The 24,678-nt window shown below is 58.6% G+C and carries 31 protein-coding genes; 16 read left to right on the forward strand and 15 right to left on the reverse strand.

The genetic code is table 11. The features are described 5' to 3' along the window. Nucleotides 1-145: 145 nt before the first annotated feature. Nucleotides 146-1,267, forward strand: a complete 1,122-nt coding sequence (locus tag O9H32_RS01340) for an LCP family protein (protein ID WP_269863917.1) — start codon at nt 146-148, stop codon at nt 1,265-1,267. Between the two features lie 116 nt (nt 1,268-1,383). Beyond that, on the forward strand, nt 1,384-1,905 hold the full coding sequence (def, locus tag O9H32_RS01345) for a peptide deformylase (protein ID WP_269863918.1): 522 nt from the start codon (nt 1,384-1,386) through the stop codon (nt 1,903-1,905). Nucleotides 1,906-1,992: 87 nt separating this feature from the next. On the opposite strand, the gene O9H32_RS01350 is transcribed toward def, so the two are convergent. Together O9H32_RS01350 and O9H32_RS01355 are read right to left on the reverse strand one after the other, a co-directional pair. Then, nucleotides 1,993-2,226 (reverse strand): hypothetical protein, encoded by a 234-nt coding sequence (locus tag O9H32_RS01350; RefSeq protein WP_269863919.1) that lies wholly within the window; start codon nt 2,224-2,226, stop codon nt 1,993-1,995. Beyond that, on the reverse strand, nt 2,223-2,402 hold the full coding sequence (locus O9H32_RS01355) for a hypothetical protein (protein ID WP_269863920.1): 180 nt from the start codon (nt 2,400-2,402) through the stop codon (nt 2,223-2,225). Before O9H32_RS01355 ends, O9H32_RS01350 begins: the two co-directional genes overlap by 4 nt. A gap of 172 nt (nt 2,403-2,574) precedes the next feature. Here O9H32_RS01355 and O9H32_RS01360 point away from each other — a divergent pair, with 172 nt between their 5' ends. After that, a complete protein-coding gene (locus tag O9H32_RS01360) occupies nt 2,575-3,852 on the forward strand; it encodes a hypothetical protein (RefSeq protein WP_269863921.1) in 1,278 nt (425 codons plus the stop codon). A gap of 145 nt (nt 3,853-3,997) precedes the next feature. Here the strand turns inward: O9H32_RS01360 and O9H32_RS01365 are convergent, their stop codons facing one another. The 3 genes from O9H32_RS01365 to thiD all read right to left on the reverse strand — a co-directional run bounded on the left by O9H32_RS01365 (nt 3,998) and on the right by thiD (nt 6,356). Continuing rightward, complete coding sequence (locus tag O9H32_RS01365) at nt 3,998-4,651, reverse strand: helix-turn-helix transcriptional regulator (protein ID WP_269863922.1); 654 nt, start codon at nt 4,649-4,651, stop codon at nt 3,998-4,000. Nucleotides 4,652-4,964: 313 nt separating this feature from the next. Then, nucleotides 4,965-5,402 (reverse strand): DUF86 domain-containing protein, encoded by a 438-nt coding sequence (locus tag O9H32_RS01370; protein WP_269863923.1) that lies wholly within the window; start codon nt 5,400-5,402, stop codon nt 4,965-4,967. A gap of 108 nt (nt 5,403-5,510) precedes the next feature. Beyond that, nucleotides 5,511-6,356 carry a bifunctional hydroxymethylpyrimidine kinase/phosphomethylpyrimidine kinase gene (gene thiD / locus O9H32_RS01375; RefSeq protein WP_269863924.1) on the reverse strand — a complete coding sequence of 282 codons (846 nt, stop codon included), beginning with the start codon at nt 6,354-6,356 and terminating at the stop codon, nt 5,511-5,513. A gap of 310 nt (nt 6,357-6,666) precedes the next feature. Between thiD and O9H32_RS01380 the strand changes: the two genes are divergently transcribed. Next, nucleotides 6,667-7,347, forward strand: coding sequence for a thiamine phosphate synthase (locus tag O9H32_RS01380; RefSeq protein WP_269863925.1), 681 nt, complete (start codon nt 6,667-6,669; stop codon nt 7,345-7,347). A 15-nt stretch (nt 7,348-7,362) separates the two neighbouring features. Continuing rightward, nucleotides 7,363-8,502, forward strand: coding sequence for a glycine oxidase ThiO (gene thiO, locus O9H32_RS01385; protein WP_269863926.1), 1,140 nt, complete (start codon nt 7,363-7,365; stop codon nt 8,500-8,502). On the opposite strand, the gene O9H32_RS01390 is transcribed toward thiO, so the two are convergent. After that, nucleotides 8,497-9,162 (reverse strand): tetratricopeptide repeat protein, encoded by a 666-nt coding sequence (locus O9H32_RS01390; protein WP_269863927.1) that lies wholly within the window; start codon nt 9,160-9,162, stop codon nt 8,497-8,499. The two genes, thiO and O9H32_RS01390, sit on opposite strands and share 6 nt — an antisense overlap. A gap of 153 nt (nt 9,163-9,315) precedes the next feature. On the opposite strand from O9H32_RS01390, the gene O9H32_RS01395 reads away from it, so the two are divergent. Further along, a complete protein-coding gene (locus tag O9H32_RS01395; protein WP_269863928.1) occupies nt 9,316-9,570 on the forward strand; it encodes a hypothetical protein in 255 nt (84 codons plus the stop codon). 185 nt (nt 9,571-9,755) lie between these two features. Here O9H32_RS01395 and O9H32_RS01400 read toward each other — a convergent pair whose 3' ends face one another. Further along, nucleotides 9,756-10,130 carry a hypothetical protein gene (locus O9H32_RS01400; RefSeq protein WP_269863930.1) on the reverse strand — a complete coding sequence of 125 codons (375 nt, stop codon included), beginning with the start codon at nt 10,128-10,130 and terminating at the stop codon, nt 9,756-9,758. Nucleotides 10,131-10,354: 224 nt separating this feature from the next. On the opposite strand from O9H32_RS01400, the gene O9H32_RS01405 reads away from it, so the two are divergent. After that, nucleotides 10,355-10,981 (forward strand): FMN-dependent NADH-azoreductase, encoded by a 627-nt coding sequence (locus O9H32_RS01405; protein ID WP_269863931.1) that lies wholly within the window; start codon nt 10,355-10,357, stop codon nt 10,979-10,981. 278 nt (nt 10,982-11,259) lie between these two features. On the opposite strand, the gene O9H32_RS01410 is transcribed toward O9H32_RS01405, so the two are convergent. Continuing rightward, nucleotides 11,260-11,589: a hypothetical protein gene (locus O9H32_RS01410; protein WP_269863932.1), complete on the reverse strand. Its 330-nt coding sequence runs from the start codon at nt 11,587-11,589 to the stop codon at nt 11,260-11,262. Nucleotides 11,590-11,814: 225 nt separating this feature from the next. Here O9H32_RS01410 and O9H32_RS01415 point away from each other — a divergent pair, with 225 nt between their 5' ends. After that, nucleotides 11,815-12,033, forward strand: a complete 219-nt coding sequence (locus O9H32_RS01415; protein ID WP_269863933.1) for a hypothetical protein — start codon at nt 11,815-11,817, stop codon at nt 12,031-12,033. On the opposite strand, the gene O9H32_RS01420 is transcribed toward O9H32_RS01415, so the two are convergent. Beyond that, complete coding sequence (locus tag O9H32_RS01420; protein WP_269863934.1) at nt 12,028-13,002, reverse strand: ROK family protein; 975 nt, start codon at nt 13,000-13,002, stop codon at nt 12,028-12,030. The two genes, O9H32_RS01415 and O9H32_RS01420, sit on opposite strands and share 6 nt — an antisense overlap. 188 nt (nt 13,003-13,190) lie before the next feature. Further along, entirely contained in the window at nt 13,191-13,361 is a 171-nt protein-coding gene (locus O9H32_RS01425; protein ID WP_269863935.1) for a DUF2642 domain-containing protein, read from the reverse strand. Between the two features lie 259 nt (nt 13,362-13,620). Between O9H32_RS01425 and O9H32_RS01430 the strand changes: the two genes are divergently transcribed. The 3 genes from O9H32_RS01430 (at nt 13,621) to O9H32_RS01440 (ending at nt 14,593) form a co-directional block, all read left to right on the forward strand. Continuing rightward, nucleotides 13,621-14,058, forward strand: coding sequence for a MarR family winged helix-turn-helix transcriptional regulator (locus O9H32_RS01430; protein ID WP_269863936.1), 438 nt, complete (start codon nt 13,621-13,623; stop codon nt 14,056-14,058). Nucleotides 14,059-14,154: 96 nt separating this feature from the next. Beyond that, nucleotides 14,155-14,328 (forward strand): hypothetical protein, encoded by a 174-nt coding sequence (locus O9H32_RS01435; RefSeq protein WP_269863937.1) that lies wholly within the window; start codon nt 14,155-14,157, stop codon nt 14,326-14,328. A gap of 139 nt (nt 14,329-14,467) precedes the next feature. Further along, nucleotides 14,468-14,593, forward strand: a complete 126-nt coding sequence (locus tag O9H32_RS01440) for a DUF6254 family protein (RefSeq protein WP_269863938.1) — start codon at nt 14,468-14,470, stop codon at nt 14,591-14,593. A 171-nt stretch (nt 14,594-14,764) separates the two neighbouring features. On the opposite strand, the gene O9H32_RS01445 is transcribed toward O9H32_RS01440, so the two are convergent. Next, complete coding sequence (locus tag O9H32_RS01445) at nt 14,765-15,046, reverse strand: alpha/beta-type small acid-soluble spore protein (RefSeq protein ID WP_269863939.1); 282 nt, start codon at nt 15,044-15,046, stop codon at nt 14,765-14,767. Nucleotides 15,047-15,153: 107 nt separating this feature from the next. Between O9H32_RS01445 and O9H32_RS01450 the strand changes: the two genes are divergently transcribed. The 5 genes from O9H32_RS01450 (at nt 15,154) to O9H32_RS01470 (ending at nt 19,809) form a co-directional block, all read left to right on the forward strand. After that, a complete protein-coding gene (locus tag O9H32_RS01450; protein WP_269863940.1) occupies nt 15,154-16,101 on the forward strand; it encodes an SPL family radical SAM protein in 948 nt (315 codons plus the stop codon). A 134-nt stretch (nt 16,102-16,235) separates the two neighbouring features. Continuing rightward, nucleotides 16,236-16,400: a hypothetical protein gene (locus tag O9H32_RS01455; protein WP_269863941.1), complete on the forward strand. Its 165-nt coding sequence runs from the start codon at nt 16,236-16,238 to the stop codon at nt 16,398-16,400. A gap of 362 nt (nt 16,401-16,762) precedes the next feature. Further along, nucleotides 16,763-17,164, forward strand: coding sequence for an HIT family protein (locus O9H32_RS01460; RefSeq protein WP_269863942.1), 402 nt, complete (start codon nt 16,763-16,765; stop codon nt 17,162-17,164). Nucleotides 17,165-17,400: 236 nt separating this feature from the next. Beyond that, on the forward strand, nt 17,401-18,954 hold the full coding sequence (locus O9H32_RS01465) for an FAD-dependent oxidoreductase (RefSeq protein WP_269863943.1): 1,554 nt from the start codon (nt 17,401-17,403) through the stop codon (nt 18,952-18,954). 651 nt (nt 18,955-19,605) lie between these two features. Further along, the gene (locus O9H32_RS01470) at nt 19,606-19,809 is read left to right on the forward strand and encodes a hypothetical protein (RefSeq protein ID WP_269863944.1); all 204 of its coding nucleotides are present in this window, start codon (nt 19,606-19,608) and stop codon (nt 19,807-19,809) included. A 183-nt stretch (nt 19,810-19,992) separates the two neighbouring features. On the opposite strand, the gene O9H32_RS01475 is transcribed toward O9H32_RS01470, so the two are convergent. The 4 genes from O9H32_RS01475 to O9H32_RS01490 all read right to left on the reverse strand — a co-directional run bounded on the left by O9H32_RS01475 (nt 19,993) and on the right by O9H32_RS01490 (nt 24,664). Beyond that, on the reverse strand, nt 19,993-21,663 hold the full coding sequence (locus O9H32_RS01475) for a ribulokinase (RefSeq protein WP_269863945.1): 1,671 nt from the start codon (nt 21,661-21,663) through the stop codon (nt 19,993-19,995). Nucleotides 21,664-21,676: 13 nt separating this feature from the next. Continuing rightward, the gene (araD, locus tag O9H32_RS01480; protein ID WP_269863946.1) at nt 21,677-22,366 is read right to left on the reverse strand and encodes an L-ribulose-5-phosphate 4-epimerase; all 690 of its coding nucleotides are present in this window, start codon (nt 22,364-22,366) and stop codon (nt 21,677-21,679) included. Nucleotides 22,367-22,589: 223 nt separating this feature from the next. Beyond that, nucleotides 22,590-23,693, reverse strand: a complete 1,104-nt coding sequence (locus O9H32_RS01485) for a GntR family transcriptional regulator (RefSeq protein WP_269863947.1) — start codon at nt 23,691-23,693, stop codon at nt 22,590-22,592. Nucleotides 23,694-23,893: 200 nt separating this feature from the next. Beyond that, nucleotides 23,894-24,664, reverse strand: a complete 771-nt coding sequence (locus O9H32_RS01490) for a C40 family peptidase (RefSeq protein WP_269863948.1) — start codon at nt 24,662-24,664, stop codon at nt 23,894-23,896. Between the last annotated feature and the right edge of the window lie 14 nt (nt 24,665-24,678).

A 24,678-nucleotide genomic window follows, 5' to 3' on the forward strand; every position in this document is an offset into this window, starting at 1 on the left:
TGTAAAAGAAATACGGATGAAGAGGGTAACAAATCCGTAACATTTTGGCGAAAAAGCGTATAATTTTAATCGTTTTGTAACCTTTTCGCCGGATAGATACGTTATGATGATAGGCAGTGTTCGACATTCGTGCAGGAGGTAGACGATGTTCCCATCGCGTATCAAACCCAAAAAACGTATCACGCTCCGCAGCACCGTCGTGTGCCTGGCTATCCTGGGAGCGGGAGCCGCCGCGTATGCCGGATATCTATTCCACCAGGCGGACAGGGCACTTCAGAGCATGTCCGTTGCTTCTTCTTCACCGCTCAAGACCGGCCTGCTCTCCGGGGAAGCCTCGGCCAGCGCGGCGAAGTGGAAACCGATGAGCTTCCTGCTGACCGGCGTGGACAGCCGCGGAGGCAGCGGGGGCAGCATGAATACGGATGTATTGATGCTGGTCACACTGAACCCCGACACGCGCAAAGCCACGGTCGTCTCCATTCCGAGGGACCTCGAGATGAAGCCGAAGGAGTTCGGGCTCTCGGCCCATAAAGCCAACTACTATTATGCCTACTACTACAATCAGGACAAAGATAGCGCCATTCCGAATACCAAAGAATTGTTCAGCGACATGTTCGGCCTGCCGATCGATTATATGGCGGCCATTGATTTCGACGGATTCCGGGATGTCGTCGACGAACTGGGCGGCATCGAAGCCTACGTCGACATGGATATGCGCTATGTGGACACCTGGGACGGCACCGACATCAACCTCAAACAGGGACAGCAGACACTGAACGGCAAGCAGACGCTGGATTTCCTCCGGTACCGCAAGTCCAACCGCGGGACGGAAGAATCGTCCGACACCGCCCGCAATGAACGCCAGCAAAAAGTGCTCGATGAGCTGCTCGGCAAGATGACCTCCTTCAGCGGGATCGCCGGCTGGGGCGGGATTCTCGAGATTGCCGGCAAGAGCGTCAAGACGGATATTCCGGCGGAGGAGCTGCGGAGGTTCATCCTGTCCTTCCAGAAGCTGAAGCCCGACCAGATCGAATTCATCCATCTGAACGGCCGGTGGGACAGTCCGTACATTGTGCCGAAGGAAGAGGATCTCTCCGCGGCGATCGCTTCCCTGCGGACGCAGCTCGCGCTGCCTGCGGAGACTTCGACCGTCACAGGATCGACCTACAGCAAGCTCTACCAACGGTTCGGGATCGACAAGGCGGTCAAAATCAAGGAAACTGCCGAGACGGTGCCTGGAAGCAAGAATACAAGATCGTTCCGTTAAGTCGGAACGGTCTTTCTTTTGTGGGGGGCGTTCTCGTATACTGGATACGGAAGCAATCATCTTTCCTGCAATGAAGACTACGAACTTACGAACTCTAAAAGGAGATGGCGTGTATTATGGCTGAGAAAATGATCCGCAGGCTTGGCGATCCGGTGCTCCGCGAGAAATGCAGGCCGGTTCCGGGGATCACCCCGAGTGTACTGAAGCTGCTTGGCGACTTGAAGGAAACGTTATATGCCGAACCCGGCCGGGCTGGGCTGGCCGCGCCGCAAATCGGGATTGCCAAACGGGTGGCGGTACTGGATATGGGCGAAGGCCTCATTGAACTGATCAACCCCGAGATTGTAGAGAAGTCCGGCGAACAGACCTCCTTCGAAGGCTGTCTCTCTCTGCCCAAGTTATACGGGAGCGTTAAGCGTGCGCAGACGGTCCGCGTGAAGACGCTGAACCGGGAGGGACAGGAAGTGTTCTTGGATGCCGAAGGGCATACGGCTGTATGCATGCAGCACGAGATCGACCATCTCGACGGGATTCTGTATATCGATTATGTAAAGGACGGGGAGCTCTTCAACGAAGAAACCGAGGAGAAGGTCTCGGTATGGGAGGCTATCCGCGAATCGCGTTCCGGTCAATTATAGGCAGACAAAAGAGCGGCCCGTGTGCCGCTCTTTTGTCTGGGGGAGCTAGAAAAACTGAAAACCGCGGGCAGCCTGATGCAAAGCAATCTAGAACCCTGAGGAGAAACGCTTCAGGTCTTCGATCAGCTCGGCATTCGGTTCCTTGGCTGCCGATCCTTCTTCCTGCCCTTCCTCTTCTTCAGAGGAGGAGGAAGAGAGACAGTCCAGCTTATCGATCAGCGACGCCGTCACGAACTCGGCGTTGACGCTGTAATGCTTCAGCAGCGCATTCAAGCGCTCCAGCTGCTGGTGGTTGTCCATGATCTCGTTAAGACGGCTCATGACGTTTCCCTCCTTGACCGCGGCATCTCGCGCCGCTCGCTCTCCGGCGTATAGTCCTCCGCCTGGTCCTCTTCGTCTTGGTACTGCATGTATTCGTTCCATCTCTCGGCAGCCACCCCTTGGGGCAGCGAACGGCCAAGCTGTTCGCTTAACCGGCGAAATTGAATTCCGTCCATGGCAGTTCCCCTCCTCCGATTCGCAGGATCTCTTCTAGCTTAACCGGACTGCCCTGTTCCTACCCTTCCCTCCGGCGGGGGGGTACTAGTAAAAAATAGTACTTACCTGCCCCGCTTCCCTCCGTTACAATCAAGGTGATTTGATGCTGCTGCCATGCGAGGAGGGATACCCATGATGAAGGAAATGCTGCCGCAGCTGCGTATTCTGCACGCCGGCGCCGCCTGGCGGACAGCCGCCGTCCTGACGCTCTTGACCGGTTGGCTCGCTCTGGCATACCGCCTGATCCAGGGTAATGAAAGTCTTCATCCTCCGGTACATGGCGCTTCTTTGCTCCTTTTTGTGCTGCTGTGGAATGCGGTCTGTCTTGGACTTGGCATCCGGTTCCGCTGGGCGGAATTGACGATGACCGCTTTCACCGGGACCTGGCTCCTCTTCCTGCTCTATTATCTGCAGACGCAGCTCTCGGAAGGGATGGACTGGAATGCGCCGCTCCGGCTGGCCTGGTCCATCTATGTATTCTATACCGCAGTCCTGTTCTTCGCCTCATGGTATACCCGGACGGATTACAGCGGCCTGAACCTGAAGCTCGGCGTACTGAACGGGTTTCTCCTCGGATTCTGGATGCTCGTCATCGGGCGGGACGGCCATCTGCTCCAATACACAATGCTGGCCATGGGCGGTATATACGTGCTGCTCTCGTTCGGCCTGTACCGGATCACACGCGAGCTTTCCACCCCCGTACTGACGAAGCTGTTCGGCGGCGGGGCGCTGCTCCTGCTGGCCTTCATCCGCATCTGCCGCGAGATGGAGCTGCCTCCGCTGCTCCTGCTGACCTGCGGCGTACTGTTCTCGATGGGACTGCTAGCCGCCGGATGCCGGCTGAAGCTGGATCTGCTGCGCGGCGGTGCCATGGTGGTCTGGCTCTCCATCCTTCTATGCTGGTTCTGGATGGTGCTCGGCTCCCCATCCGGCTCCCCTGTGCTCCGGCCCGGTATTTGGCTGCTGCTTCTGGTCTCCGGGGTACTCTTGTGCCGCAGGGCGGGCTTTACGGGCATGCAGGAGGAAGACCGCAGAATTGTGAACGGAAGCCTGGTTCTGCTCAGCCATATTTGTCTCGGAGGTCTTACCGCTTCTATATTGCAGTCATGGACTACAGGCCTCTTCCTGCCCTTGGAGCTCGCTCTCTCGGCCGTATGGGGACTTCAAGCGCTGCTGCTGTTCCTCTGGGGCACGTGCCGCGGCCGCAAGCGGTTCCAGGCCTTCGGGTCGTTCGGGCTCATCTGCGTGTTCGTCAAGGCGCTGATGTTCGATCTGTCCGCCAGCGGTTTGCGGGAGAAGCTGCTCGTTCTCTTGGTTCTGGCGCTTGTCTCGCTGGCGGCTGCAGCCGTCAACCACATATGCGGCCGCCGCTCTTACGGCTCCACCAGCGATGTGTCCCCTCCCTCCTAACAAGATAAACGGCTTCGCTGTCCTTAAGGGACGATGAACGTTTATAAGAAATACAAGATTACGGGATCGAGCTCTGGCGAGATAGAAATTCTAGTATTTCAAAAAACCATCTTGGCAGAGGCCGAAGCCCCGCAAAGATGGTTTCTTAGTTCTTACCGCCGGCCTGTGACAGCTGGCGGATTTCGTATGTGCATTTGCCCCCGCCTTTGGCCAGACACTCCGTCCTCTCGATCCGGGCTTGCGGGCCGAGCAGGCTTTGGAACATCGCCAGTTCGCAGGTGCAGGCATGATTATATTGATTGGCGACCTGAGCGATCGGACAATTGAATTCCTGAAGCAGAAACGTTCCGTCTTCGTGCTGATCCAACTCCACCATATACCCGTTGGCATTCTGAATCTCGGCGAGTTCTCTCACCCGTTCGTCCCACGCTTTGGCGTCCATCCGATCCCGGTACCTGGCGATCAGCCGTTCCTTGCGCCGGTCGAAGAGAAAGTCGACTTGATCCGCTCCGGCCGTGAGCTCCAGCTCTTCCAGCAGATCCATCGCCAAGTGCTGATACTTCTTCGGAAAAAGATCGTCGGCGGTGCCGGTTAAAGAATATAAATGCGCAGGCCGCCCCATCGCCTGGCGAACCAGCCTCGCTTCGATGAGCTGGTCCCGCTCCAAGGTATGCAGATGCCGCCGGACGGCCATTTCGGTAATGCCGAGTCCCTTTGCCATCTCCCCGGCACTAAGCGGGCCTTTGGTTTTGAGCATGGTCAGTATGACCCTGCGTGTGGATCCGTCTTCGGTCTTCATGCGGTCTCACCGTCCTTCTAGCAGCCAGCCGCCTATCGTTGCGCGGCTCTTCTTGTACCGTATGAATACATTTATTGTATACGAAATCCATCAATAAGTAAATTAACATACTACTATGTATATAAAGCCTGCCCGGTAAGGCCTGCCCATACAGGTTGAACGGCTCCATCGTCCTTTCATCTATTAAATTAAAAAAGCCGTCCTCGAAGGGACAGCTCGCATGACATGGGTGTGGATTCAACCTCTATTTGCCGCCGTGCGCCGCGTGAACACTGGGTATCGGTTGCTCTTATCCGGTTAAATGACTTTCTTGCTAAATAACTTCCTTGCGGATGAACGCCGGCACCCGCTCTGCGAACGCCTCAAGTCTCTGTGGAAGCCTCGGGACCATCGGATGAAGCCCGCTGCGTTCCAAGGAGGTGTATTCCTGGGTCAGCGTCCGCCGCAGGCCTACAAGCTCCCGCAGCACTCCCGCCGTTGACGCTTCGATTACGCCTTCCCCCGCCAGGATGTCCACGATATCCTCATACGAGCTCGCATCGCGCATCATGAAGGCGTCGATCAGCAGGCTCCCGACGTCCGTAACCGTCTCGATGGCAAGAATCAGCGTCCGCTCCTGCGCCAAGTGGAGCAGCAGACCCGGTTCCGCCGCCTCCGCCGCCCAAGCTGCTTCCAGCTCTCTGCAGGCCTTAGTCAAAGCGGGAATGAACGCGAGACGCACATCGATTTGCTCGTGATTTACATAGTACATGACTTTATCCCCGTTTCTTCTTTTTCCAGCGGGACCAGAGGATCACGGCCGGGAATGCGAGAAATAGCAGCACAATCAGCAGGACGGCCTGCATCAAATATTCATAGCTCATGGTGTCGAAGGCTCCTTCTGTAAATGTACTCCGCTGTCCAGCGCCTTACCATGCCTGGAGTGGGCCCAGTGGTTCGTCGGCCCGTGCCCGCCGCCGATGCCGAGTTCGTGCCGGATGGCCAGCGTAATGAACGTCTTGGCTGTATGCGCCGCTTCGAGCAGCGGCTTGCCCTTGGCGAGTTCGGCGCACAGCGCTGCCGAGAACGTACAGCCTGTCCCGTGCGTGTGCCGCGTCTCATAGCGCTGCGCGCTCAGCAGATGGAACGAATCGCCGTCATACAGCACATCGGTCGGGGCTCCTTCGTAGTGCCCGCCCTTGACGATGGCGGCTCCCGCCCCCAGCTCCTTCACGATCCGGACAGCCGCCCGCTTCATATCGTCCAGCGTAGAGAGCTTCAGGCCCGTGATCACTTCGGCTTCCGGCAGGTTCGGCGTGACGACGGCCGCCAGCGGCAGCAGCTTCTCCCGCAGCGCTTCCTGCGCGCTCTCGGCAAGCAGCGGGGCCCCGCCCTTCGCCACCATCACGGGGTCGACGACCAGACGGGTCAGCCCGGCCTTCGTGAGACAATCCGCCACCAGCTCGATCACCTGCGGCTGGGAGAGCATGCCCGTCTTCGCCGCATCGGCTCCAAGGTCGGACAAGACCGCAAGAATCTGCCGCTCGATGCCTTCAAGCGGAATATCGTAGATGCCGTGCACGCCCAGCGTATTCTGGGCGGTTACGGCCGTGACGGCGGACATACCGAACACGTCCAGCATCTGGAACGTCTTGAGATCGGCCTGGATGCCGGCGCCTCCCCCGCTGTCGGAGCCGGCAATCGTTAATGCTTTGTACAACGTCATGAGAATCCTCTCCTTCGGGTGCTGCGGTCGTTCGTCCTTCTATTCTTCCTCCTCAGTGTAGTACGCCCCCGCAGACCCGTCAAGGCGCCCGCCATGCGGGGATAGAACGCTTCCGTGATCATTTTATGACAAGTGGGGCAAACGCTTTGACGCTCACCAGGCATAGGGGTATGATGAGAATACCATTTCTTGCAGGGTGAAGTCGCGCCGGCTGCCTCTTAAGAGGCAACGCGCTTGCTTAAACGGTGCAAGTTGTCTTTCTTATTCTTCTATTACCTATACCGAGTATAGAAAGGGTTCGATTCGAGCCATGTCCACCAGCGACTTATCCGACCTTCGCCCCTCTCCGAGAATCCATGCCCTCCATGTGCTCACCACCGGCAGGCTGGAGCTCGAAGACATCGTCTCCATTCTTGGCAGCTCATCTGCCGGGATGATCGATATGCTCCATATCCGGGAGAAACACCGCAGCGCGCATGAGCTCGCCGTGTGGTACAAGCGGCTGAAGCCGCTGCTGCCGCAGGGCTCGGAGCTGGCCGTCAACGACCGCCTGGATGCGGCCCTCTCCGTCCGCGCCGATGCCGTGCAGCTGACCGGCGCCTCGCTCTCCCCGGCCGAAGCCCGGGAACTGGCCCCGCCTGGAACCCTGCGGATCGGCAGCTCCGTGCATAGTCCGGCCGAAGCGGTGCTTGCCGCAGGGCTCGGAGCCGACTTCGTGCTGTACGGGCACGTATACGAGACCGGTTCCAAGCCCGGGCTGGCCCCGCGGGGACTGCAGGCGCTGGCGGATACCGTCGAGGCCTCCCCCGTGCCCGTCATAGCCATTGGCGGCATAGATCCGGAACGGGTCGATGAGGTGCTGTCTACCGGAGCCGCCGGCATAGCCGTGCTGTCCTCGGTATTCGGCCATCCCGACCCTGCCGCCCAGCTGCGCGCCTACCGGGACCGGCTCGACCGGACTACGCATACGCCCAGGAAAGGATGGATCTAGACCATGATGACGAAGATGAGATCAACACATCAAGGCCGCCCGTCAGCCCTCATCATAGGAGGCGGCGTGATCGGCTGCGCCGCCGCTTACGAGCTAGGCGAAGCCGGCTTCGCCTGCACGGTGCTAGACAAGGCAACGCTGGGGAGCGAGGCCTCCACCGCTGCGGCCGGGATGCTCGGCGCCCAGGTGGAGACGCATCGTCCCGGCCCGTTCTACGAACTGTGCCGGATCAGCCAGGGGATGTACAAGTCGTGGACGGACCGGCTGGAGGAGACCGGAGGCGTGTCCACCGAGTATATCCCGCACGGCATCCTGCGAGCGGCCCTCACCGAAGCCGACGAGCTCGAGCTCCGGGGCCGGCTCTCCTGGATCCGTGACGCGCGCTGGTGCACGCCCGGGGAACTCCGGGAGCTGGAGCCCGAGATCTCCCCGGCCGTCCGGGGCGGCCTGCATTTCCCTGCCGACCACCAGGTGCACCCGGTCGCGCTCGCCCGGTCCTTGAAGGCGGCCCTGCAGCGGCAGGGCTGTACGATCCGGGAAGAGACGCCGGTCTTCCGGCTGCTCCGGGAGCAGGCAGGCGGCCGTATCACGGGAGTGCAGACCGCAGAAGGCCCGTTCTATGCCGATGTAGTCGTGCTCGCAGCGGGGGCATGGAGTGCCGCGCTGACCGAACCGCTCGGCCTGACGCTGCCCATGTTCCCGGTGAAGGGTCAATGCATCTCTGTGAGGCCGCAGGCCCCCCTTACCCGAGCGACGCTGTTCACGCAGGGCTGCTATATCGTCCCGAAGGCGGACGGCACCTGCCTGATCGGAGCCACGCAGGTGGAAGCCGGCTTCGACAAGCGCTCGTCAGCCGCCGTCGTCGGCGAACTGCACGGCAAAGCCGCGGCACTGCTGCCGCGGCTCTCCGATGCCGAATTCCTCTCTACCTGGGCCGGCCTGCGTCCAGGCACCCGCGACGGCCTGCCGTTCATGGGCATCTGGGAGGAGGCCCCGGGCCTGATCTTCGCTACCGGCCATTACCGCAACGGTATCCTGCTTGCGCCTGCGGCCGGACGGATCGTCCGCCAGCTGGCCGAAGGCGAAGCGCCGCTGCTCGATCTCGCCCCGTTCGCTGTGGACCGCACCGCAGCCCAGCCCGCTCCAGTCCTATGACCGGAAGCGGGCCAGCAGCGCCCAGCGGCGCTCATGGCGCCGCTTGTATCCCGGTAGCCCGCGGTACAGTTCCACCGCTTCGCGGAATGCACTGCGGGCTTCTTCGTCCCTTCCGAGCTGGCGGTACAGCAGGCCGAGCCTGTAATACGCTTCGCAGGAAGAAGAGTTGACCTCGCGGAAGCGCTGGAGGTAATACACAGCCTTCTCTTTATCACGTTCGGCATAAGCTTCACCGAGGCGCAGGTAAGGATCGCCGTATTTGACCCGGGGGTTGCGTTCAAGCGCTTCAAGAATCAACCGCTCCCCCTCCTCGGGGCGGCCGAGGTGGAGCTCGCAGATGCCGAGCTCGCTGAGCACATCCGCGGAATCCTCCATCACGGCGGATACCTGCAGGAGCAGCTCCCGCGCGTTCTCGTATTTCTTCTGTTCCATATAAATGCGGGCGATATCCAGCTTGGTCGAGGTATGATGCGGATTCATCCGCAGCTCCTCCTTCAATCTCGACAGCCGCCGCATCCGCTGGAACGGCTTGAAGATGCTCGGCGTCATGCCGACGAACTGCCGGTCCAGTACATAGAAAATCAGCAGCAGTACGAAGATGGCAACGAAAGGGTTGCCGGTCAACCAAAAAATAAGTCCGAATAACAAAAATTTGCTCATGCCTACGTTGTTTCCTGCCCTTCCTTAGTCTTCTGCGATTATACCATAATCTTACAAGAAATATCTCCTGTAATCGGCATCTGCCGGCAGGAATACAGCGGCAGGGAAGCGAAATCTAAGGTAGGACTGAACGCAGGGGGAACAACGAATCACATGAACCAGGAACAGGCGGCCAAATGGGCCAAAATCAGAACGATAGGCAAGGCAAAATATGTGATGTATTACGGCGTAGCTGCTTGGGGGATCGGCCTTACCCTGCTGTTCACCGGTATAGAGTGGGTGACCCAGGGCACGCTTACCGGCAAATGGCTGACCATCCGCCTGCTCGTCTTCGGCGTCATCGGGTTCATGCTCTCCGCCTTCCGGTGGGAGTCCAATGAGCGCCGCTACCAGGGAGACCGGGAATAGACCGGCATGGAATCATGCCCCCGTTCTCCCTAGGCTTGCGCCTGCACCCAGACAAACAAACAGCCGTTCCAGCCGGCAGATCCGGCGGAAGGCTGTTTGTTTGTGTTTATGGAGCAAGAAGTATGGAACGAAAAGACCGGCAGGAGCCTTGCTTCGCACCGAGCCGAGCCGTTCCTCTCCACCCGTTACACCTGCAGTTCCTGCTTCTTCTGTGCTTTGGCTTCGGCAAGTTTCGATCGGATCGACTCCCGGACGCCGGGGAAGGCCAGAATTCCCTGCTCCAAGGATTCTTTGGATCCTATGCCGGCTCCTCCCTGACCTTCGAACAGCTCATCGGTCACATCCACATAGGCGGCATGCAGATCGTTATCGTACCAGTCGATGGCAGGATCCGCATCATTCTTCAGGATCGTCTCCAACTTGTACTCGCCTTCCTCGGACTCGTTGAACAGCACCACAATCGCCTGTGTCTCTCCTTCGAGCTGTACTTCCACATCTGCGCAGAGCCGGTCGCTGCGCTCCACCGCTCTTTTGCACTCGGCATGCCGAATTGCCGCCATGCGCCAATCCCACCCCTGCTTCTAGATTCTTCGATTCGCCTGACAGCAGGCCCCGCTCCCGCTCCAAGTCTCTCCATCTTATCTTTTCACCTCGGTAGGCACCCTATGCAAATTCCGGATATCCATTCAAATTATTTACTTGACTTTCGTAAGTTTATATCATAATATACTTACATAAAGTAAGTTATTAATTCATTATGTACATACCAAGGAGGCTATTCTTCATGTCTAACGTTCTGTTCATTCTCGCCAACGGCCGTCCGGCTGACCAAGCCGTGTCCGTGCAGCTCTATGACGCTTTCCTCGCAAGCTACAAAGCGGCGAACCCGGGGGACAGCATCACTGAGCTCAACTTGTTCAACGTGGAACTGCCTTATTACGATACGAACACGCTGAACGGCCTGTACAAGAGCTCCCAAGGCTTCGAGCTGACGGCGGAGGAACAACAAGCCGCAGGTACGGCGAATGCTTACCTCGACCAATTCCTGGCGGCCGACAAGATCGTATTCGCGTTCCCGCTCTGGAACTTCACGGTTCCGGCTCAGCTGATCACTTACCTGCACTACCTCTGCCAAGCCGGCAAAACGTTCAAATACACCGCTCAAGGTCCGCAAGGCCTGCTCGGCGACAAGAAGGTCGCCCTGCTTAACGCGCGCGGCGGCGTATACTCGGAAGGTCCGGCTGCAGCCATTGAGATGAGCCTGAAATATGTACAGACGATCATGGGCTTCTTCGGCATCAGCCAAATCGAGACGGTCGTGGTCGAAGGCCACAACCAGTTCCCTGACCGCGCTGCGGAGATCAAAGCCGAAGGCTTCCAGAAAGCCGCTGAAGTCGCCGCCCGTTTCTAATCTCTTCCAAACCTGCACCATACCGCACGGAGGCTCACCCGACAACGGGAAGCCTCCGTTTTTTGGTTTGCACCCGCCCGCCCCTCTCTCCCAAAGGACAAAAAAGAACCCGCAATCACAGCGGATCGCGGATTATCAAGGGATATATATATTAAAAAGGGGGTCATCTGTAATTATATCCCGGTTTCATTAATAGCGGATGAATAACACATTACAGTTGTGTTACAGTATTGACCCATTGTCAAACTTACTGCCTTCTTGGTTCCGTCCCTTCCGTATCAATCCTCGTAATCGTTGCGGTCAGGGGGCGGATCGCCTCCGATCTTCCTCTTCATGATGAGCTGTGCGAAGAACAGCAGCACAATATTGTTCACAAAACAAACGCCTAGTCCGAACAGGCCGAACATCCGCGAGAACTGCTGCTCGGCGCCCGTGAAGACTGAGCTCCACCACCAGACGCCTGCGCCCGTGATCGCTATATTGACGGCGGTACCCGCCAGGAAAGACAAGAGCAGCTTTTCGGTCCGGAGCATGCACAGCACACCCACAATCCCGGTCAGCACAAAACCGGCCCCCAGGATAAGCCAATAGATCGTATCATAAGTCAAGGGTGTCATCCTCCTGCAGCGTGCCGCGGATAGAGATCTCCGCCGTGACGGCGTCTCTCCGCTTCTATACGTACAAGGGTATCATGAAAGCACCCTGGGGAACAACGCCTTGAAGCCGATTGTCCCAAAACTGTCAAACCCTGAAGTTCCGCGCGGCTGCCGTATGCACGCGAGGCCGAAGCTGGTATACTATAACATGAATCCCATTCCAAGGAGGCACAACCCATGGCCTATAGCAAAGCATCCAAACAACGCCGCAAACGGGTAAGAGAAGGAGGGCTCAGCCCTGAACTCTTCCGGGGAAGCTGGCGAGGCGTTATCCCCGTCGAACGAACCACACCGACCAAACAAGAAGCACTGCATAAGCACGATACGAAGCACAAAAAGAAATGGAACCGCACGCCGCATGGGGGTGACGGTTCCATTTCTTTTTGTGTGCTATGATACCCGGGATTCCGCTTCCACCCTGCCCTTGGCATATAGTGCGCTTCCCACTACGCCGGCATCTTCAAGCCGCTGCGCCGTCTTGATCGTGAGCTGCTCCCAATAGAACGGCAGGATGGTGCGCTTCAATTCTTCCCGCATCGGGGCCAGCAGCCGTTCCCCGGCCTGCGCTCCGCCGCCTCCGATAATGAGGGCCTGCGGCGCAAGCTGCGTCACCGCCGCGGCCAGTCCGCGGCCCAGCAGCGTGCCCGTGTGGTTCATAATAGCGATCGCAACCGCGTCTCCCTTGTCATAAGCCAGCGATACATCCGCTGCCGTGAGCCGCGCTCCTCCGTCCTCAGGGAACCATTCCTTCAGCAAGGACCGCTCCCCGCGCGCGACGGCTTCCCGACCTTGGCGGGCAATGCCATTCGCCGACACGGCCGTCTCGAGGCAGCCTGTCATGCCGCAGTTGCACAGGTAAGGGATACCCGCCATCGGTACATGCCCGATCTCGCCTGCCCGGCCGCCGGCGCCATAGTACAGTTCGCCGTTCGCTACCAGGGCCGAATTCATCCCTGTGCCGATCGTCACCCCGAGCACATGGGTATACCCCCTGCCGGCTCCGGCCACGGCCTCCCCATAGAGGTACATGCGCACATCGTTATCCAGATAGACCGGGATGTCGCCGATATGTTCCCGGAGCTCGTCCGCCAGCGGAACCCTCTTCCACCCCAGATTCACAGCCAGCTCCGAAATACCCCGGCGGTGATCCACGAACCCCGGCAGACCGATGCCCACGGCAGATACCGTACCGCCCGAATGGGTCATGAGTCCGCTTACGGCCTCCGCCAGACGCCGAATGACTTCCTTGCTCCCGCTTGCCGCCTCCGTCGGGATTTTGACCATGCGGAGCACGTCCCCCGCCTCGTCCGTCAACCCGCACACCATATTCGTCCCGCCGATATCGATACCTATATATCTGCTCACCGGATCTCCACCTTTTCCCTCTTATAATGAAAATATAATTCATTGAAACCGTTATTTCAATAAAAATAATTTTCTTAACCCATACCTTCGTCATCAAAAAAAGAAACCGCCGCAGCACATGGCCGCTTACGGTTTCAATTCCCAATGCCTGCACCGAGAACATGCTTTTGGTCCCGGCCCCGCTCATCCTAGCCGACCGGCATAATCCAGATGATATGGCAGATCGCCACGAACAGACGCCCGTCCGCTTCCTGAAGCGCGACATGGTCCGGCTTCACATCCTGGAGCAGTCCCGACAGGCTGCCTCGCGGCGGTTCAAGAACCAGGTTCCGTCCTACGATCGATTGGAGCGCCTGCACGACAACGGCTCGACTTGAAACACGGGCTGCGGCTGTACGGCATACGGTTGATTCATGACCGCATTTCCTCCCCCGCGGTTCCTCGGCTTTGCTACATAAACCAATCTATGAGCAGACATGCTAAAGTTATACGCGCGGATTGGAAGGTTTTTTATCCTTTTTTGAAACCAAAGACGGACTGCTGCGTAGATAACTGAGACCCGCTGCGTGCCGCTGACCTGCAGCGCATGTGCATGACCGCATGAAAGGAAGATTAAGGATGCCTGACAGCCAAGACCTCTATGAGCTGGATAATACGTTCCGCCAATTATTCCGCAAAATCCGTTCGAGCTGGACCCGGTTCGAAGAACAAGGTGTATCCGCATCCCAGGCTGTGATTCTGGAGAAGCTGGCTTCCGAAGGACCGCTGAAAGTATCCCAAATCGCAGAAATGCTCTTCATCACTTCCGGAGCCGTAACCAGCCTGTCGGACAAGCTGATCTCCGGAGGGTTCGCCTCCCGTACCCGCTCGGAAGAAGACCGCCGCGTCGTGATGATGGAGATTACCGATAAAGGCCAGAAGATCCTGGAGTCCCTTCATCGCCACCGGACGCTGGTAGTGGAATCCTTCTTCGGACGGCTCCCCAAGGAAGATGTAGACCATCTTACTAGGATCTTCAACCAAATTCTGACCGACTGCGAATCCTCATCGGGATGACCCGGACCCTGCAGCCTTAAATTTCTTTCTGTCCATCATTATTCTATGAAAGCGCTCATAGAATAGGAGCAAACGGAAGGAAAGGAGCTGCGCCTTATGGAACATGCCGTGGAGTTCGGCATGTTGCTGATGCTGTTCGCATCCGTCACCGTCGCTTTTGCCGCCGGCCTGCTCGAATTCATCTGGAAAGATACGATCGATTACGATATGGAGTACTTGTGGAACCACCGGTATACGCTGGAGGATCTGCATCTGGACCGCAAAGAGTAGCGCCCCTCCCCGCCCGCCGGAAAGGGAGCCGCCGCTCCTTTTTTTTTGTTGAATGGAATCGTTAGGGAGTCATAAAATCCGCAGCCCTCCGGCATGCTAGTAAGGCATCTCATTTTGCTGCCAAAGGAGCTGTTGTGTGATGAGCCATTCGAAACGCCGCGAGGAGAACCAGTGGAAAATCCGCAAGCAAACCCAGCACCCGCACGGCAAAATTAAGTCACTCTCGGAATATGCCGCTGAGTATGATGCACAGCAGGGACAGTAAATGCGAGAAGGACTCGGCCGCGGCCGGGTCCTTTTTGTATATAGTAAGAATTTAAATCCCGCCGGGGCTCCGATCCTGTAATCTTATATTTCTTATAAACGCGCGCAGCGTCCTCAAAGGACGTCGAAGCCGTCTATCTTGATGGGTATGCGTCTTCTTATGAGTCTTCCGCTACTGCTTCGCCAGATGCTCCTGCGCCATACGGATCATCTCCCGCACCATGCTCCCCCCGATCGGCCCTCCGATTCTACCGGCCTGCTCAGTGGTCAGATGCTGGTTGCTGCCATTGCCCTGCAGAGGGATCCCGAGACTGCGGGCCACCTCGTATTTGACGAGATCCGGGCGGGCATCCTGGACCGCATAGCCCTTCCGGCGCATGACTTCCGCCTTCAACTGGTCGAGTCCCTGACCCGCTCCCGGCACGAGCGGGCTTCTGCTTCTTCTTCTTGCCATACTTCCAGCCTCCTTAGTATAATGAATCCATAACAATGCGAACATATATTCCCATATTGACCCTACAGTTCCCCTATCCCTTTACGAAAGAAGGCTGATCCCTCAGAATGAAAACCACCTACGAACCGCTTCAAGCCAAACAGATTCTGAATGCGGTGAAAGCCCCCTCCATGCCATTCGATTGGTCGATCAATCCTTACCGCGGCTGCCAGCACGGCTGCAGCTTCTGCTATGCCAGATCGACACATGCCTTCCTGGGGCTCGGAACAGACGACGCTTTCCAGCATCAGATTCTCTACAAAGCCAACGCCGGCGAGACGCTCGATACCCAGCTGAACAAGATGCTCCGCGTTCGCGGCGGACGCGAGAAGCTGTCCGGACGCATCGCTATCGGCACGGCTACCGATCCTTACCAGCCGATCGAGTCCCGCGAGAAGCTTACCCGCCGATGTCTTGAGGTCTTGGCCTCGCACGGCATTCCGGTCAGCATTACGACGCGTTCCCCGCTGATTCTGCGAGACCTGGACCTGCTCCGCCTAATGCCGGGCAGTTCCGTGAATATCTCGCTGAATACGATGAATGGGGAGGTATGGCGCAGCTTCGAGCCCATGACGCCTTCCCCTGTGAAGCGCCTCGCCGCCCTCGCCCGGCTGAGGGATGCAGGTGTGACCGCCGGGATCTTCCTGGCGCCGATTCTCCCCTACCTCACCGACCAGGATGAAGAGCTGGAGGCCGTCGTAGCGGGATGCCAAGAGCACGACGCCTCTTTCCTCATGGGCTCGCCCCTGCGTCTTAGCACCCAGGAGGTAAAAAGCTGGTTCTTCGGCACCCTCCGGGAGCATTATCCCCGGCTCGTGTCCGGGTATGCGCGTCTGTACGACGGCTCCGGCTATCCGTCAGTAACGTACCGGCGGGAGATCCGGGCCCGTCTGCAGTCGCTGCTTGAGAAATATGGCATCACCCCGTTCCGTCATGATCCACAGCAGGCACCTGCTCCGCATCCGGATACGGCGGCATCCGAGGCGCCGATCCAGCTTGCGTTCGCCTTCGATTGAGCCGGAGGGCAGCCTGTGCTGCACAGCATCAGTATCTATCGGATAAGCCGCGGCTATTCTTCCTCAGGCTGCGGAGGGATTCAGGCTTGTCTCTCCCGGTTAAGTAGAGGACATACCGAAAGGAGGTGCTGGTCATGTCAGGATCCAACCGGGAGTACCCGACCGGCGAGAGCGTGCCGGAAACCGGTCCCTATATGTGTACGGAGGGCGCGCTGGAGAACTTCAAGAAGGATGAGAAGTTCCCCGCTTGCCCCAAATCCGGCGAGAAGACGTTATGGCAGGAATACAACAAGGAATAACTCTACCCGGATGATCCGTCGTTTGGACTTCGCGGCTCTGTGTATCCGGTGTGAGGCCTTGGCCGACAGACACCCCCAGCCCGCCGGAGGGAGCTGTGCAGCTTCCCGCGGATCACACCAAACAGCGGCAGGACTTCTCCGGAAGTTCAGCCGCTGTTTGGTGTGATCTTCATCGTGCCGGTGCCGGTACGGCTGAAGAGGCGGTTGGTGTATTGGGAAAGCCGTGCGGGTGTCCCGGAATGACACTCAATATGAGAAGCGCCAGCCCCCGCGGTATGCTATAGTTATGGATTGGGGGCCTTAATGGGCTGCCTTATCCTATTCGTTTATACTAATCTGCCAGGACTAAGGAGCGACATTCAATGCAAGATTGCGTATTCTGCCACGTCGGGCTGGAGCCCAAGCAGCGTATTGTTCTGGAGAACGAGCTCTGTATGTTCCTGCAGCTCGAGAATCAAGAGATCCCGGGAGCCGGCGTCCTCGTTACGAAGGCCCACAGGGAATCCGTCTTTGACCTGACCGCGGAGGAGTGGAATGCGGTACACCCCCTGCTGCTTCAGGTGAAGGCCTATATGGAAGAAGCATACCGGCCCGACGGGTATAACATCGGCTGGAACTGCGGCACCGTCGGCGGGCAGACTCTGTCCCACGCCCATCTCCATGTGCTCCCGCGCTATGCCGACGAGTTCTATGCCGGCAAAGGCATCCGCCACCTGTACCGGAGCCCGGAGAACCGCAGGCCCTCCGCTTCTGCCGAAGGATAGACGGATGCGTTGTCCCGCCTTCCTCTTGTCTGTGCCCGGTCGCGATCCCGCTCCCGCCCTGCCTTGCCTGGCAGCAGCAGTCCCCCATCGCCGTCCCTGACGCCCAATCGGTGGACAGGCTCTATCCGGGCCGGAGCGGATACGAATGCGAGCGATAATTCCCATTCTTTTGCAACTTTTCTTCCCCTTACCTGGTCTATGACTATGATCCATTCATAGAACAGGAGTGTCGTATAGTGAGCAGACGCAGGGCAGTTGCACTTTCATCCATTCTTATGGCGGGGGCTCTGCTGCTCACCGCCTGTTTGGGACGGCCGGGTACCACCGCGGTCCAATCTCCGAAGCCTCTCGATCCATCCAAGCCCGATGTCGTTGTCATCGGTTCGGAGATCGAAGGCATGTATCTCGCCCGGGCGGCAGCAGACGAAGGCCTCAGCGTCCTGGTTCTGGACCCGAGGGAACAGCCCGGCGGCCAGCTGCTTCAGGGCGAGATGCTGTATCTGGACGAGCCGTTCGACCGGAGCGGCCAATCGCTGCTGCAGGGCCGGGTGAAAGGATTGTTCGACGGGTACAAGAAGGGAACGATCCGCAAGCTTCCCGAGTACGAAGCCTACTTCGCTGACTTGGCGGAAGGAATTACGATTATATCCGGCATCACCCTTACCTCGCTGGAGGCTAATGAATCCGGCACATCGAGCGACCGGATCCAGCCGGGGGGCACTGCTCCCAGCAAAATCACGGCGATGACTTACCGGACGGCCGGTGGCGAGCAGAAGACCGTGTCGGCGAAATACTGGGTGGAGAATACGGACCATGCCGCCCTCTCCTCCCGTCTCGGCCTCCAGCGGATTCCCGGGATGGAGACCGTCTTCACAGCCAAGCAGAACGATTACATGGCCTCCTCCGTCATGATGAAATTCAAAGGGGTCGACTGGAAGAAGTTCGAGAAGGAGGTCGGCGACCTCGCCAAAGACAAACGGTATGCCCAATATGGGGGCAATACCGATGTAACCAAAGATTTTGCCTACGGACTCGGCAATATCGGCAAGAGCTATAAGCCGACCACCAAGGATGTATTCCTGCGGGGCTTGAATGTGGTGAACCAGCGGGACGGCGAAGCGCTGATCAATGCCCTGCTCGTCTTCGGTGTGAATCCTGCGGATGCGCAGAGCGTAAAGGCCGCTCATGAGCTGGGGATGAGTGAAACGGTGAAGGTGAGGGATCATCTGAGGAAAGAACTGCCCGGCTGGGAGCATGCGGAGGTGAGCGGCTATCCGCGCTACCTGTATATCCGCGATTACGACCGGTACGAGACAGAGTATGTACTGCAGGCTTCGGATCTGTTCAGCGGCACGATGTTCCCGGACAACGTCGCCGTCGCCGGATACGCCCTCGATCTTCAAGGCACCAAGATCAATCCTTGGGGCACGGAGATCGGCAAGCCGGACCGCTACGGAATGCCGCTGCGCTCCTTCCTCTACAAGGGCTACAGCAACGTGATCGCCGCAGGGAAGAACGTCGGCGCCTCGGCGGTTGCCTATGGGAGCGCCCGGATTCAGCCGAATACCGCGCAGGCGGGTGAAGTCATCGGCACCCTCCTCGGACAGATCGACGGCAAGCATGAGCTCACGTCGATTCCCGCCGAGGAAATGAAGCGGCTGCAGAGTGTCATGGAGAAGCAGGGCATCACCCTCACCGGCAAGGGAGGCCGCAATCTGATCGAGGGCTATACCCCGGAGCAGATCGCCGAGGTAAACAAAGGTAAGGTCGTCGTGAAGCCGAAGTCCTAACCAACAGACAGACTCCGTCTCCGGCTGGACCGGACGGGGTTCAAACGGAGTCAATTCAGAACAGCGCAGGTTAAGACGACGGAGTCCATGCAGGACGGCCCAGGTTCAGACGGGAGTGCGGACAATGGCTGCATCAAGCCCTCCGCCCAAGGCCCCTATGACGGCCCAATTCCCGTCGTACTCTTCCGGATAAGCTTCCATGACGCACCCACGGGCATAGTCTATGATGTACTCAAACCGAACCCCATCCGGGAGGGAGCAACCAACCTTGAACAAAAATACCCGTTCTTACCACGGCCCGATGACTCCTTATACCCAGCCTTATGTGCAAGGACATCCGCCGTATCATCCTCATGTCCACTATGTACCTTATCCTCACTATTGGCCTTATCCTGGGCATCACGGACATCTTGGGCACCCAGTCCACCACGGACACCCAGGCCATCACGGGCACATGGGCCATCACGGGCACCCAGGCCATCACGGGCACCCGGGCCATCATGGCCACGGAGGTCACGGAGGCCGCGGCTAATCCATGGAAGCCGTCCGGCTCACGGAGCCGGACGGCCGTTCCCCCGGTTCGTTTGAATAGACCACTGACTTATCGGGTAATGGTAAGGGAGACAATTATCCCACAAAGAGGTGACTCCCATGAGCAAACGCGATCAGGAACAATACAGCTCCCTGGAAGAAGATACCGAAACGTCGGACATGCCTGTGAGCAACCACGCCCCCAAGAAGGAGCTAAGCAAATCCGCTACGGATCCGCTGGCCGACTTTGTGGAAGGCACCATGGATAACATCCAGCATACCTTCGACAGTGACGGAGGCTCCAAGAAAGACCGTTCGGAGTAGGCAAAAACTCCTGAGCATTCCCGGCGATTATTTCGAGCCGGCCTTACGCAGGGCCCATTCCTCCCTCCTGGACAAGCCCTTAACAACCCCAAGCCGCCCTTCGGAATGAAGGGCGGCTTGGGGTTGTTACGGTACATATGGAACTCAGGTCATCGGTAACAGACGGTCATCCGCATCTAGGAATTAACGAACGCTTTCCTTGATCGCCTTGAGGCGTTTCATGACATCGTTCCCGCCCCTGCCGAAGTAATCGTGAAGCTTGCCGTATTCCTGGTACAGCTTCTCGTAGACCGCCACGTTCGCCGGAATCGGCTTGAACGTCTCCTCGCGTACACGGGCCATGGCGGCAGCCGCATCGACGATAGAATCGTATCCGCCCTGCGCGGACCCGGCCGCCACAGCACCGAACATCGCCGCGCCTAGCGCAGGCGTCTGCGTCGAGGCCGCGATCTTGATCTCGCGGTTCGTCACATCCGCGTAGATCTGCATGAGCAGGCGGTTGCGCTGAGGCAGCCCGCCGCAAGCATACAGCTCGTTGACTTCCACGCCGCTCTGGTGGAAGGCATCGACGATCCTGCGAGTGCCGAAGGCAGTCGCTTCAAGCAGAGCGCGGTAGATCTCTTCCGGCTTCGTCAAGAGCGTACAGCCGAGGATGAGCCCCGTCAGGTTCGTGTCGACAAGGACGGAACGGTTGCCGTTCCACCAGTCGAGCGCGAGCAGACCGGATTGACCCGGCTGATAGGCCGCCGCCCGCTTCTCTAGCCATTCGTGCACGGACATGCCTTCGGCTTGGGCCGCTTCGGGCACATATGCCGGCACGGCCTGCTCCACATACCAGGCGAAAATATCGCCCACCGCGGACTGGCCGGCTTCATAGCCGAGGTACCCTGGAATGATACCGTCTTCGACGACGCCGCACATGCCTTCGACGAGCTTCTCCTCGGACCCGAGCAGCATGTGACAGATCGACGTGCCCATCGCCATAACAAGTTTGCCCGGCGTCACTACCCCTACGGCTGGAACGGCGGCATGAGCGTCGACATTGCCGACCGCGACCGCGATCCCCGGGCGCAGGCCCATCGCCTCAGCCATCCCGGCCGTCAGCTCGCCGGCTTTGGTGCCGAGCGGCAGCACTTCTCCGCGGAGCTTCGTCTCGGTCAGGTTCGTCAGGCGAGGGTCCAGCGCACTGAAGAACTCCTTGCCCGGATAGCCTTCCTGCTTGTGCCAGATCGACTTGTAGCCCGCTGCGCAGGAGTTGCGCGTCAGGCTTCCCGTCATCTGGGCGATCACCCAATCGGTCGCTTCCACGAAACGGTCCGTCTGCTGATAGATGCCGGGAGCTTCGTTCAGGGTCTGCCATACCTTCGCGATCATCCACTCCGATGAGATCTTGCCGCCATACCGCGGCAGGAACGCTTCGCCCCGCTGCTCGGCGATTTCGTTGATGAGGTTCGCCTCATCCTGCGCGGCATGGTGCTTCCACAGCTTCGGCCAACTGTGCGGAAGGTTCTTCAGCTCCGGCTTGAAACAAAGCGGTGTACCATCCTGGTCAATCGGCAGCATCGTGCAGGCGGTGAAGTCGATCCCGAGACCGATCACGTCGGCAGGATCCACGCCCGACTCTTTCATAACGGCCGGTACGGAACGCTTCAGGACTTCGATATAATCAGCAGGGTGCTGAAGCGCCCAGTCGTACTCCAGCTTCACGGCGGATTCCGGGAGCACTTCGTCAATTACGCCGTGCGGGTAAGGGGTAACATGCGTCGCCACTTCCTCGCCGGTCGAGAGGTTGACGAGCAGCGCGCGTCCGGATGCCGTGCCGTAGTCAACACCGATTGCATATTTAATGGCCATGATAAATCAGCCTCTAAGATTGTCCGTAATAGGCGTTCGCACCGTGTTTTCTGAGGAAATGCCGGTCGAGCAGGTTCTGGTCCATGGGTACGGTATTCGGATTAAGCTGGTACGTATGGAACGCCATCTTCGCTGTCTCTTCGAGTACGACTGCATTGTGAACGGCATTGTGCGCATCCTTGCCCCAGCAGAACGGAGCGTGACAGTGAACGAGCACACTCGGAATCTGCAGCGGGTCCTTGCCCTCGAACGTCTCGATGATAACATTGCCGGTCTCGAGCTCGTAGGCCCCTTGAATCTCCTCGCGGGTCATCGGGCGGGTGCAGGGCACTTCGCCGTAGAAGTAATCGGCATGGGTCGTACCGAGAGCCGGCAGGCTGCGGCCGGCCTGTGCCCAGGCTGTAGCCCAAGGGGAGTGCGTGTGCACGATCCCGCCGATGGTGGGGAACGCTCTATACAAAGCCAGATGGGTCGGCGTATCGGATGACGGTTTGAGCTTGCCTTCGACCACCTTGCCGTCCAAATCGAGGACGACCAGATCATCTGCGCGGAGTTCATCATAAGGCACGCCGCTCGGCTTGATGACGACGAGGCCGGAGTCGCGGTCGATCCCGCTCACGTTGCCCCAAGTAAAAGTAACCAGACCATATTTAGGGAGATCCAGGTTAGCTTCCAGCACTTCCTGCTTCAATTGTTCTAACAAATGTATCGTAACCCCTTTCCGAAACCATATATTCTCGGCTTCATTATATACTTGTACGTACAAATTTTCCACATCTTTTTTCTCCTCACTGCCCGGTATCTCCGGGGGAACGAGCCGAGCTGCTCCCTAGGCCAAAAAGGACGATATGCTTTTTCTTCCCAGCGATACGGGAAAAAAAGCACATCGTCCTTGTTCTGATGGCTGAACCGGGCTGCCCCGCTCCTTACACCGGTCCCGTCGATGACCGGATCACGAGCCGGGGTTCGTACACATACGCCTCATCTTCCGTCCGGTCTCCGGCTCCCCCTTCGATCCGGTTAATGAGCCGCCTCGCAGCCTCCAGGCCCATATCCGTCTTAGGGTGGGTCAGCGTGGTCAGCTTCACCTCCGTAGCCGTGGCCAGCGAAGAATCGTCGAACCCGATCACCGACAAGTCCTGCGGCACCCGCAGCCCCGCTTGTCTCGCGGCCTCCAGCAGCTGCACGGCCAGCTGGTCGTTGTAACACACGAAAGCCGTCGGCCGCTCCACCGAAGCGAGAAGCACCTCGGCCGCTTCGAACGGCCCCCGCTCCTTGTCCTCCGTCGAATACCGGACCACGGCATCCGGGTCCAGCGGCACCTTGTACTCGCGGTGCGCCCGGATGAAGCCCTTGAGCCGCTGGATCCCTTGAAGGTCGTCCGTCTTGAAAAAACCGACGATCCGGCGGTGCCCGAGCTCGATCAGGTGCTCGGCCGCGAGGAAGCCGCCCAACTCGTCATCGAGCTTCACACAGGGGCAGTCCATCTCGGGATAGCGTTCGTTGATCATAATGAACGGGATGTCCGACATCCCCATCGACAAATAATAATGCAGGTTCGGATTGCCCGCCGCACTCTTCGTCGGCTCGATGATCAGGCCGCTGAGCGGGTGGCTCATCATAAGCTCAAGGCTCTCCCGCTCTTTCTCCTTGTCATTGTCCGTCGAGGACAGCATGAGCCGGTAGCCCCGGCTGCGCAGCTCGGCTTCTGCGCCGCGCACGATCAGCGGGAAGATGTAATCGGAAATGTATGTGGTAATGATCCCGATCGTTTTCTCCGTCTCCTCCGCTTTCCTGGCGGGCGCTGCGGCTGCGGCTACGAAGGTCCCCTTGCCTTGGACGCGATACAGCCAGCCTTCCTGTACCAGTTCTCCGATCGCCTGCCGCACCGTCTGCCGGCTCATGCTGAATGCGTCCGAGAGCTCGAATTCCGTCTGCAGCTGGTCGCCCGGCTGCAGGCGTCCCTCCTTGATTTGGCCCAAGAGCTGCTGTTTGAGCTGCATATATTTGGGGAGTCCGTTCTTCTCCATACTGACACCTCTTCTGCTTGCTTCTGTCCCGCCTATACTTTCCGCTTGCATCATAGGATCCATTATACCAACGATCGCATTGTACGTACAACCTATATTCCCATGGACTTCAAGCAGCAGAAGCGGCTCACGCCAAAAAGCCCGTTCCGCAAAGGAACGAGGCCGTTGGTGGGTACGTGTTGCCGAGGAGGCGCCGGCATCTACCGTAGCTGAAGCACCGAGCCGCCCAGGACAAAACGGTATTCGAGATGATTGCCGTTCACTTCATCGATCCGTACGCCGCCCGTCCGGGCCGAGGCGGTATGGATCATCTTGCCGTTCCCGAGATACAGGCCTACGTGACTGATGTTCTCTATGCTCTTATCCGCGCCCCTGTAGGCGTCGGGCTGTCCGCCGCGGTAGCCTATGAAGAACAGCAGATCGCCGCGCTGGGCCTGACGGATGTCGGTATATACCCGATTCGAGAGTGCCTGCACATAGCGGGCCTGACTGCGGGAATCCTTCGGCAGGTCCATGCCCAGCGCGTACAGATAGGACCACCGCGTATAGTCCGAGCAGTCGAAGGTGGCCGGGTCGGAGCGGTCCGATCTGTATTCGTACGGCGTGCCGAAGTACATCGCGGCCACCGACAGCACATTCTCCGTATAGCCGCCCTGCTGGGGAGCCACCGCCGGATTGGGCCATACCGGGTTCATCCCCTGACCCTCCTCCAGAATGCGGTACGGCGCGGTTCCGTCCGTGTCCGACTGCCGGGCTCTGTAGCCTGCAGGCTTCTGCCCGATTCCGGCATCGCCTTGATGCAGCAGCTCATCCCTCTCGGTGACATGAGGGTCGAACAGCCGGGCATCCATGCCGGACTGCTTAGCGGTTACTCCCTTCCCGGCGTCTCCTGTATCCCCCCCGCTGCAGCCTGTAAGAGCAAGGAACAGACTGCAGCCGAGTAGGGCCCTTCTGGTGTAATTCCGCTTCATGAGAGATACCCCTT

The organism is Paenibacillus caseinilyticus (genome assembly GCF_027533645.1).
GTDB lineage: Bacteria > Bacillota > Bacilli > Paenibacillales > NBRC-103111 > Paenibacillus_G > Paenibacillus_G caseinilyticus.

Coding starts and splice junctions, on each gene's coding strand:
- O9H32_RS01440 (WP_269863938.1), top strand. CDS start 14,468: ATGAGCCATTCGAAACGCCGCGAGGAGAACCAGTGGAAAATCCGCAAG.
- O9H32_RS01475 (WP_269863945.1), bottom strand. CDS start 21,663: ATGGCCATTAAATATGCAATCGGTGTTGACTACGGCACGGCATCCGGA.
- O9H32_RS01405 (WP_269863931.1), top strand. CDS start 10,355: ATGTCTAACGTTCTGTTCATTCTCGCCAACGGCCGTCCGGCTGACCAA.
- O9H32_RS01400 (WP_269863930.1), bottom strand. CDS start 10,130: ATGGCGGCAATTCGGCATGCCGAGTGCAAAAGAGCGGTGGAGCGCAGC.
- thiO (WP_269863926.1), top strand. CDS start 7,363: ATGAGATCAACACATCAAGGCCGCCCGTCAGCCCTCATCATAGGAGGC.
- O9H32_RS01395 (WP_269863928.1), top strand. CDS start 9,316: ATGAACCAGGAACAGGCGGCCAAATGGGCCAAAATCAGAACGATAGGC.
- O9H32_RS01365 (WP_269863922.1), bottom strand. CDS start 4,651: ATGAAGACCGAAGACGGATCCACACGCAGGGTCATACTGACCATGCTC.
- thiD (WP_269863924.1), bottom strand. CDS start 6,356: ATGACGTTGTACAAAGCATTAACGATTGCCGGCTCCGACAGCGGGGGA.
- O9H32_RS01470 (WP_269863944.1), top strand. CDS start 19,606: ATGAGCAAACGCGATCAGGAACAATACAGCTCCCTGGAAGAAGATACC.
- O9H32_RS01485 (WP_269863947.1), bottom strand. CDS start 23,693: ATGGAGAAGAACGGACTCCCCAAATATATGCAGCTCAAACAGCAGCTC.
- O9H32_RS01390 (WP_269863927.1), bottom strand. CDS start 9,162: ATGAGCAAATTTTTGTTATTCGGACTTATTTTTTGGTTGACCGGCAAC.
- O9H32_RS01370 (WP_269863923.1), bottom strand. CDS start 5,402: ATGTACTATGTAAATCACGAGCAAATCGATGTGCGTCTCGCGTTCATT.
- O9H32_RS01435 (WP_269863937.1), top strand. CDS start 14,155: ATGGAACATGCCGTGGAGTTCGGCATGTTGCTGATGCTGTTCGCATCC.
- O9H32_RS01415 (WP_269863933.1), top strand. CDS start 11,815: ATGGCCTATAGCAAAGCATCCAAACAACGCCGCAAACGGGTAAGAGAA.
- O9H32_RS01450 (WP_269863940.1), top strand. CDS start 15,154: ATGAAAACCACCTACGAACCGCTTCAAGCCAAACAGATTCTGAATGCG.
- O9H32_RS01445 (WP_269863939.1), bottom strand. CDS start 15,046: ATGGCAAGAAGAAGAAGCAGAAGCCCGCTCGTGCCGGGAGCGGGTCAG.
- O9H32_RS01360 (WP_269863921.1), top strand. CDS start 2,575: ATGATGAAGGAAATGCTGCCGCAGCTGCGTATTCTGCACGCCGGCGCC.
- O9H32_RS01460 (WP_269863942.1), top strand. CDS start 16,763: ATGCAAGATTGCGTATTCTGCCACGTCGGGCTGGAGCCCAAGCAGCGT.
- def (WP_269863918.1), top strand. CDS start 1,384: ATGGCTGAGAAAATGATCCGCAGGCTTGGCGATCCGGTGCTCCGCGAG.
- O9H32_RS01430 (WP_269863936.1), top strand. CDS start 13,621: ATGCCTGACAGCCAAGACCTCTATGAGCTGGATAATACGTTCCGCCAA.
- O9H32_RS01380 (WP_269863925.1), top strand. CDS start 6,667: ATGTCCACCAGCGACTTATCCGACCTTCGCCCCTCTCCGAGAATCCAT.
- O9H32_RS01350 (WP_269863919.1), bottom strand. CDS start 2,226: ATGAGCCGTCTTAACGAGATCATGGACAACCACCAGCAGCTGGAGCGC.
- O9H32_RS01355 (WP_269863920.1), bottom strand. CDS start 2,402: ATGGACGGAATTCAATTTCGCCGGTTAAGCGAACAGCTTGGCCGTTCG.
- O9H32_RS01455 (WP_269863941.1), top strand. CDS start 16,236: ATGTCAGGATCCAACCGGGAGTACCCGACCGGCGAGAGCGTGCCGGAA.
- O9H32_RS01490 (WP_269863948.1), bottom strand. CDS start 24,664: ATGAAGCGGAATTACACCAGAAGGGCCCTACTCGGCTGCAGTCTGTTC.
- O9H32_RS01340 (WP_269863917.1), top strand. CDS start 146: ATGTTCCCATCGCGTATCAAACCCAAAAAACGTATCACGCTCCGCAGC.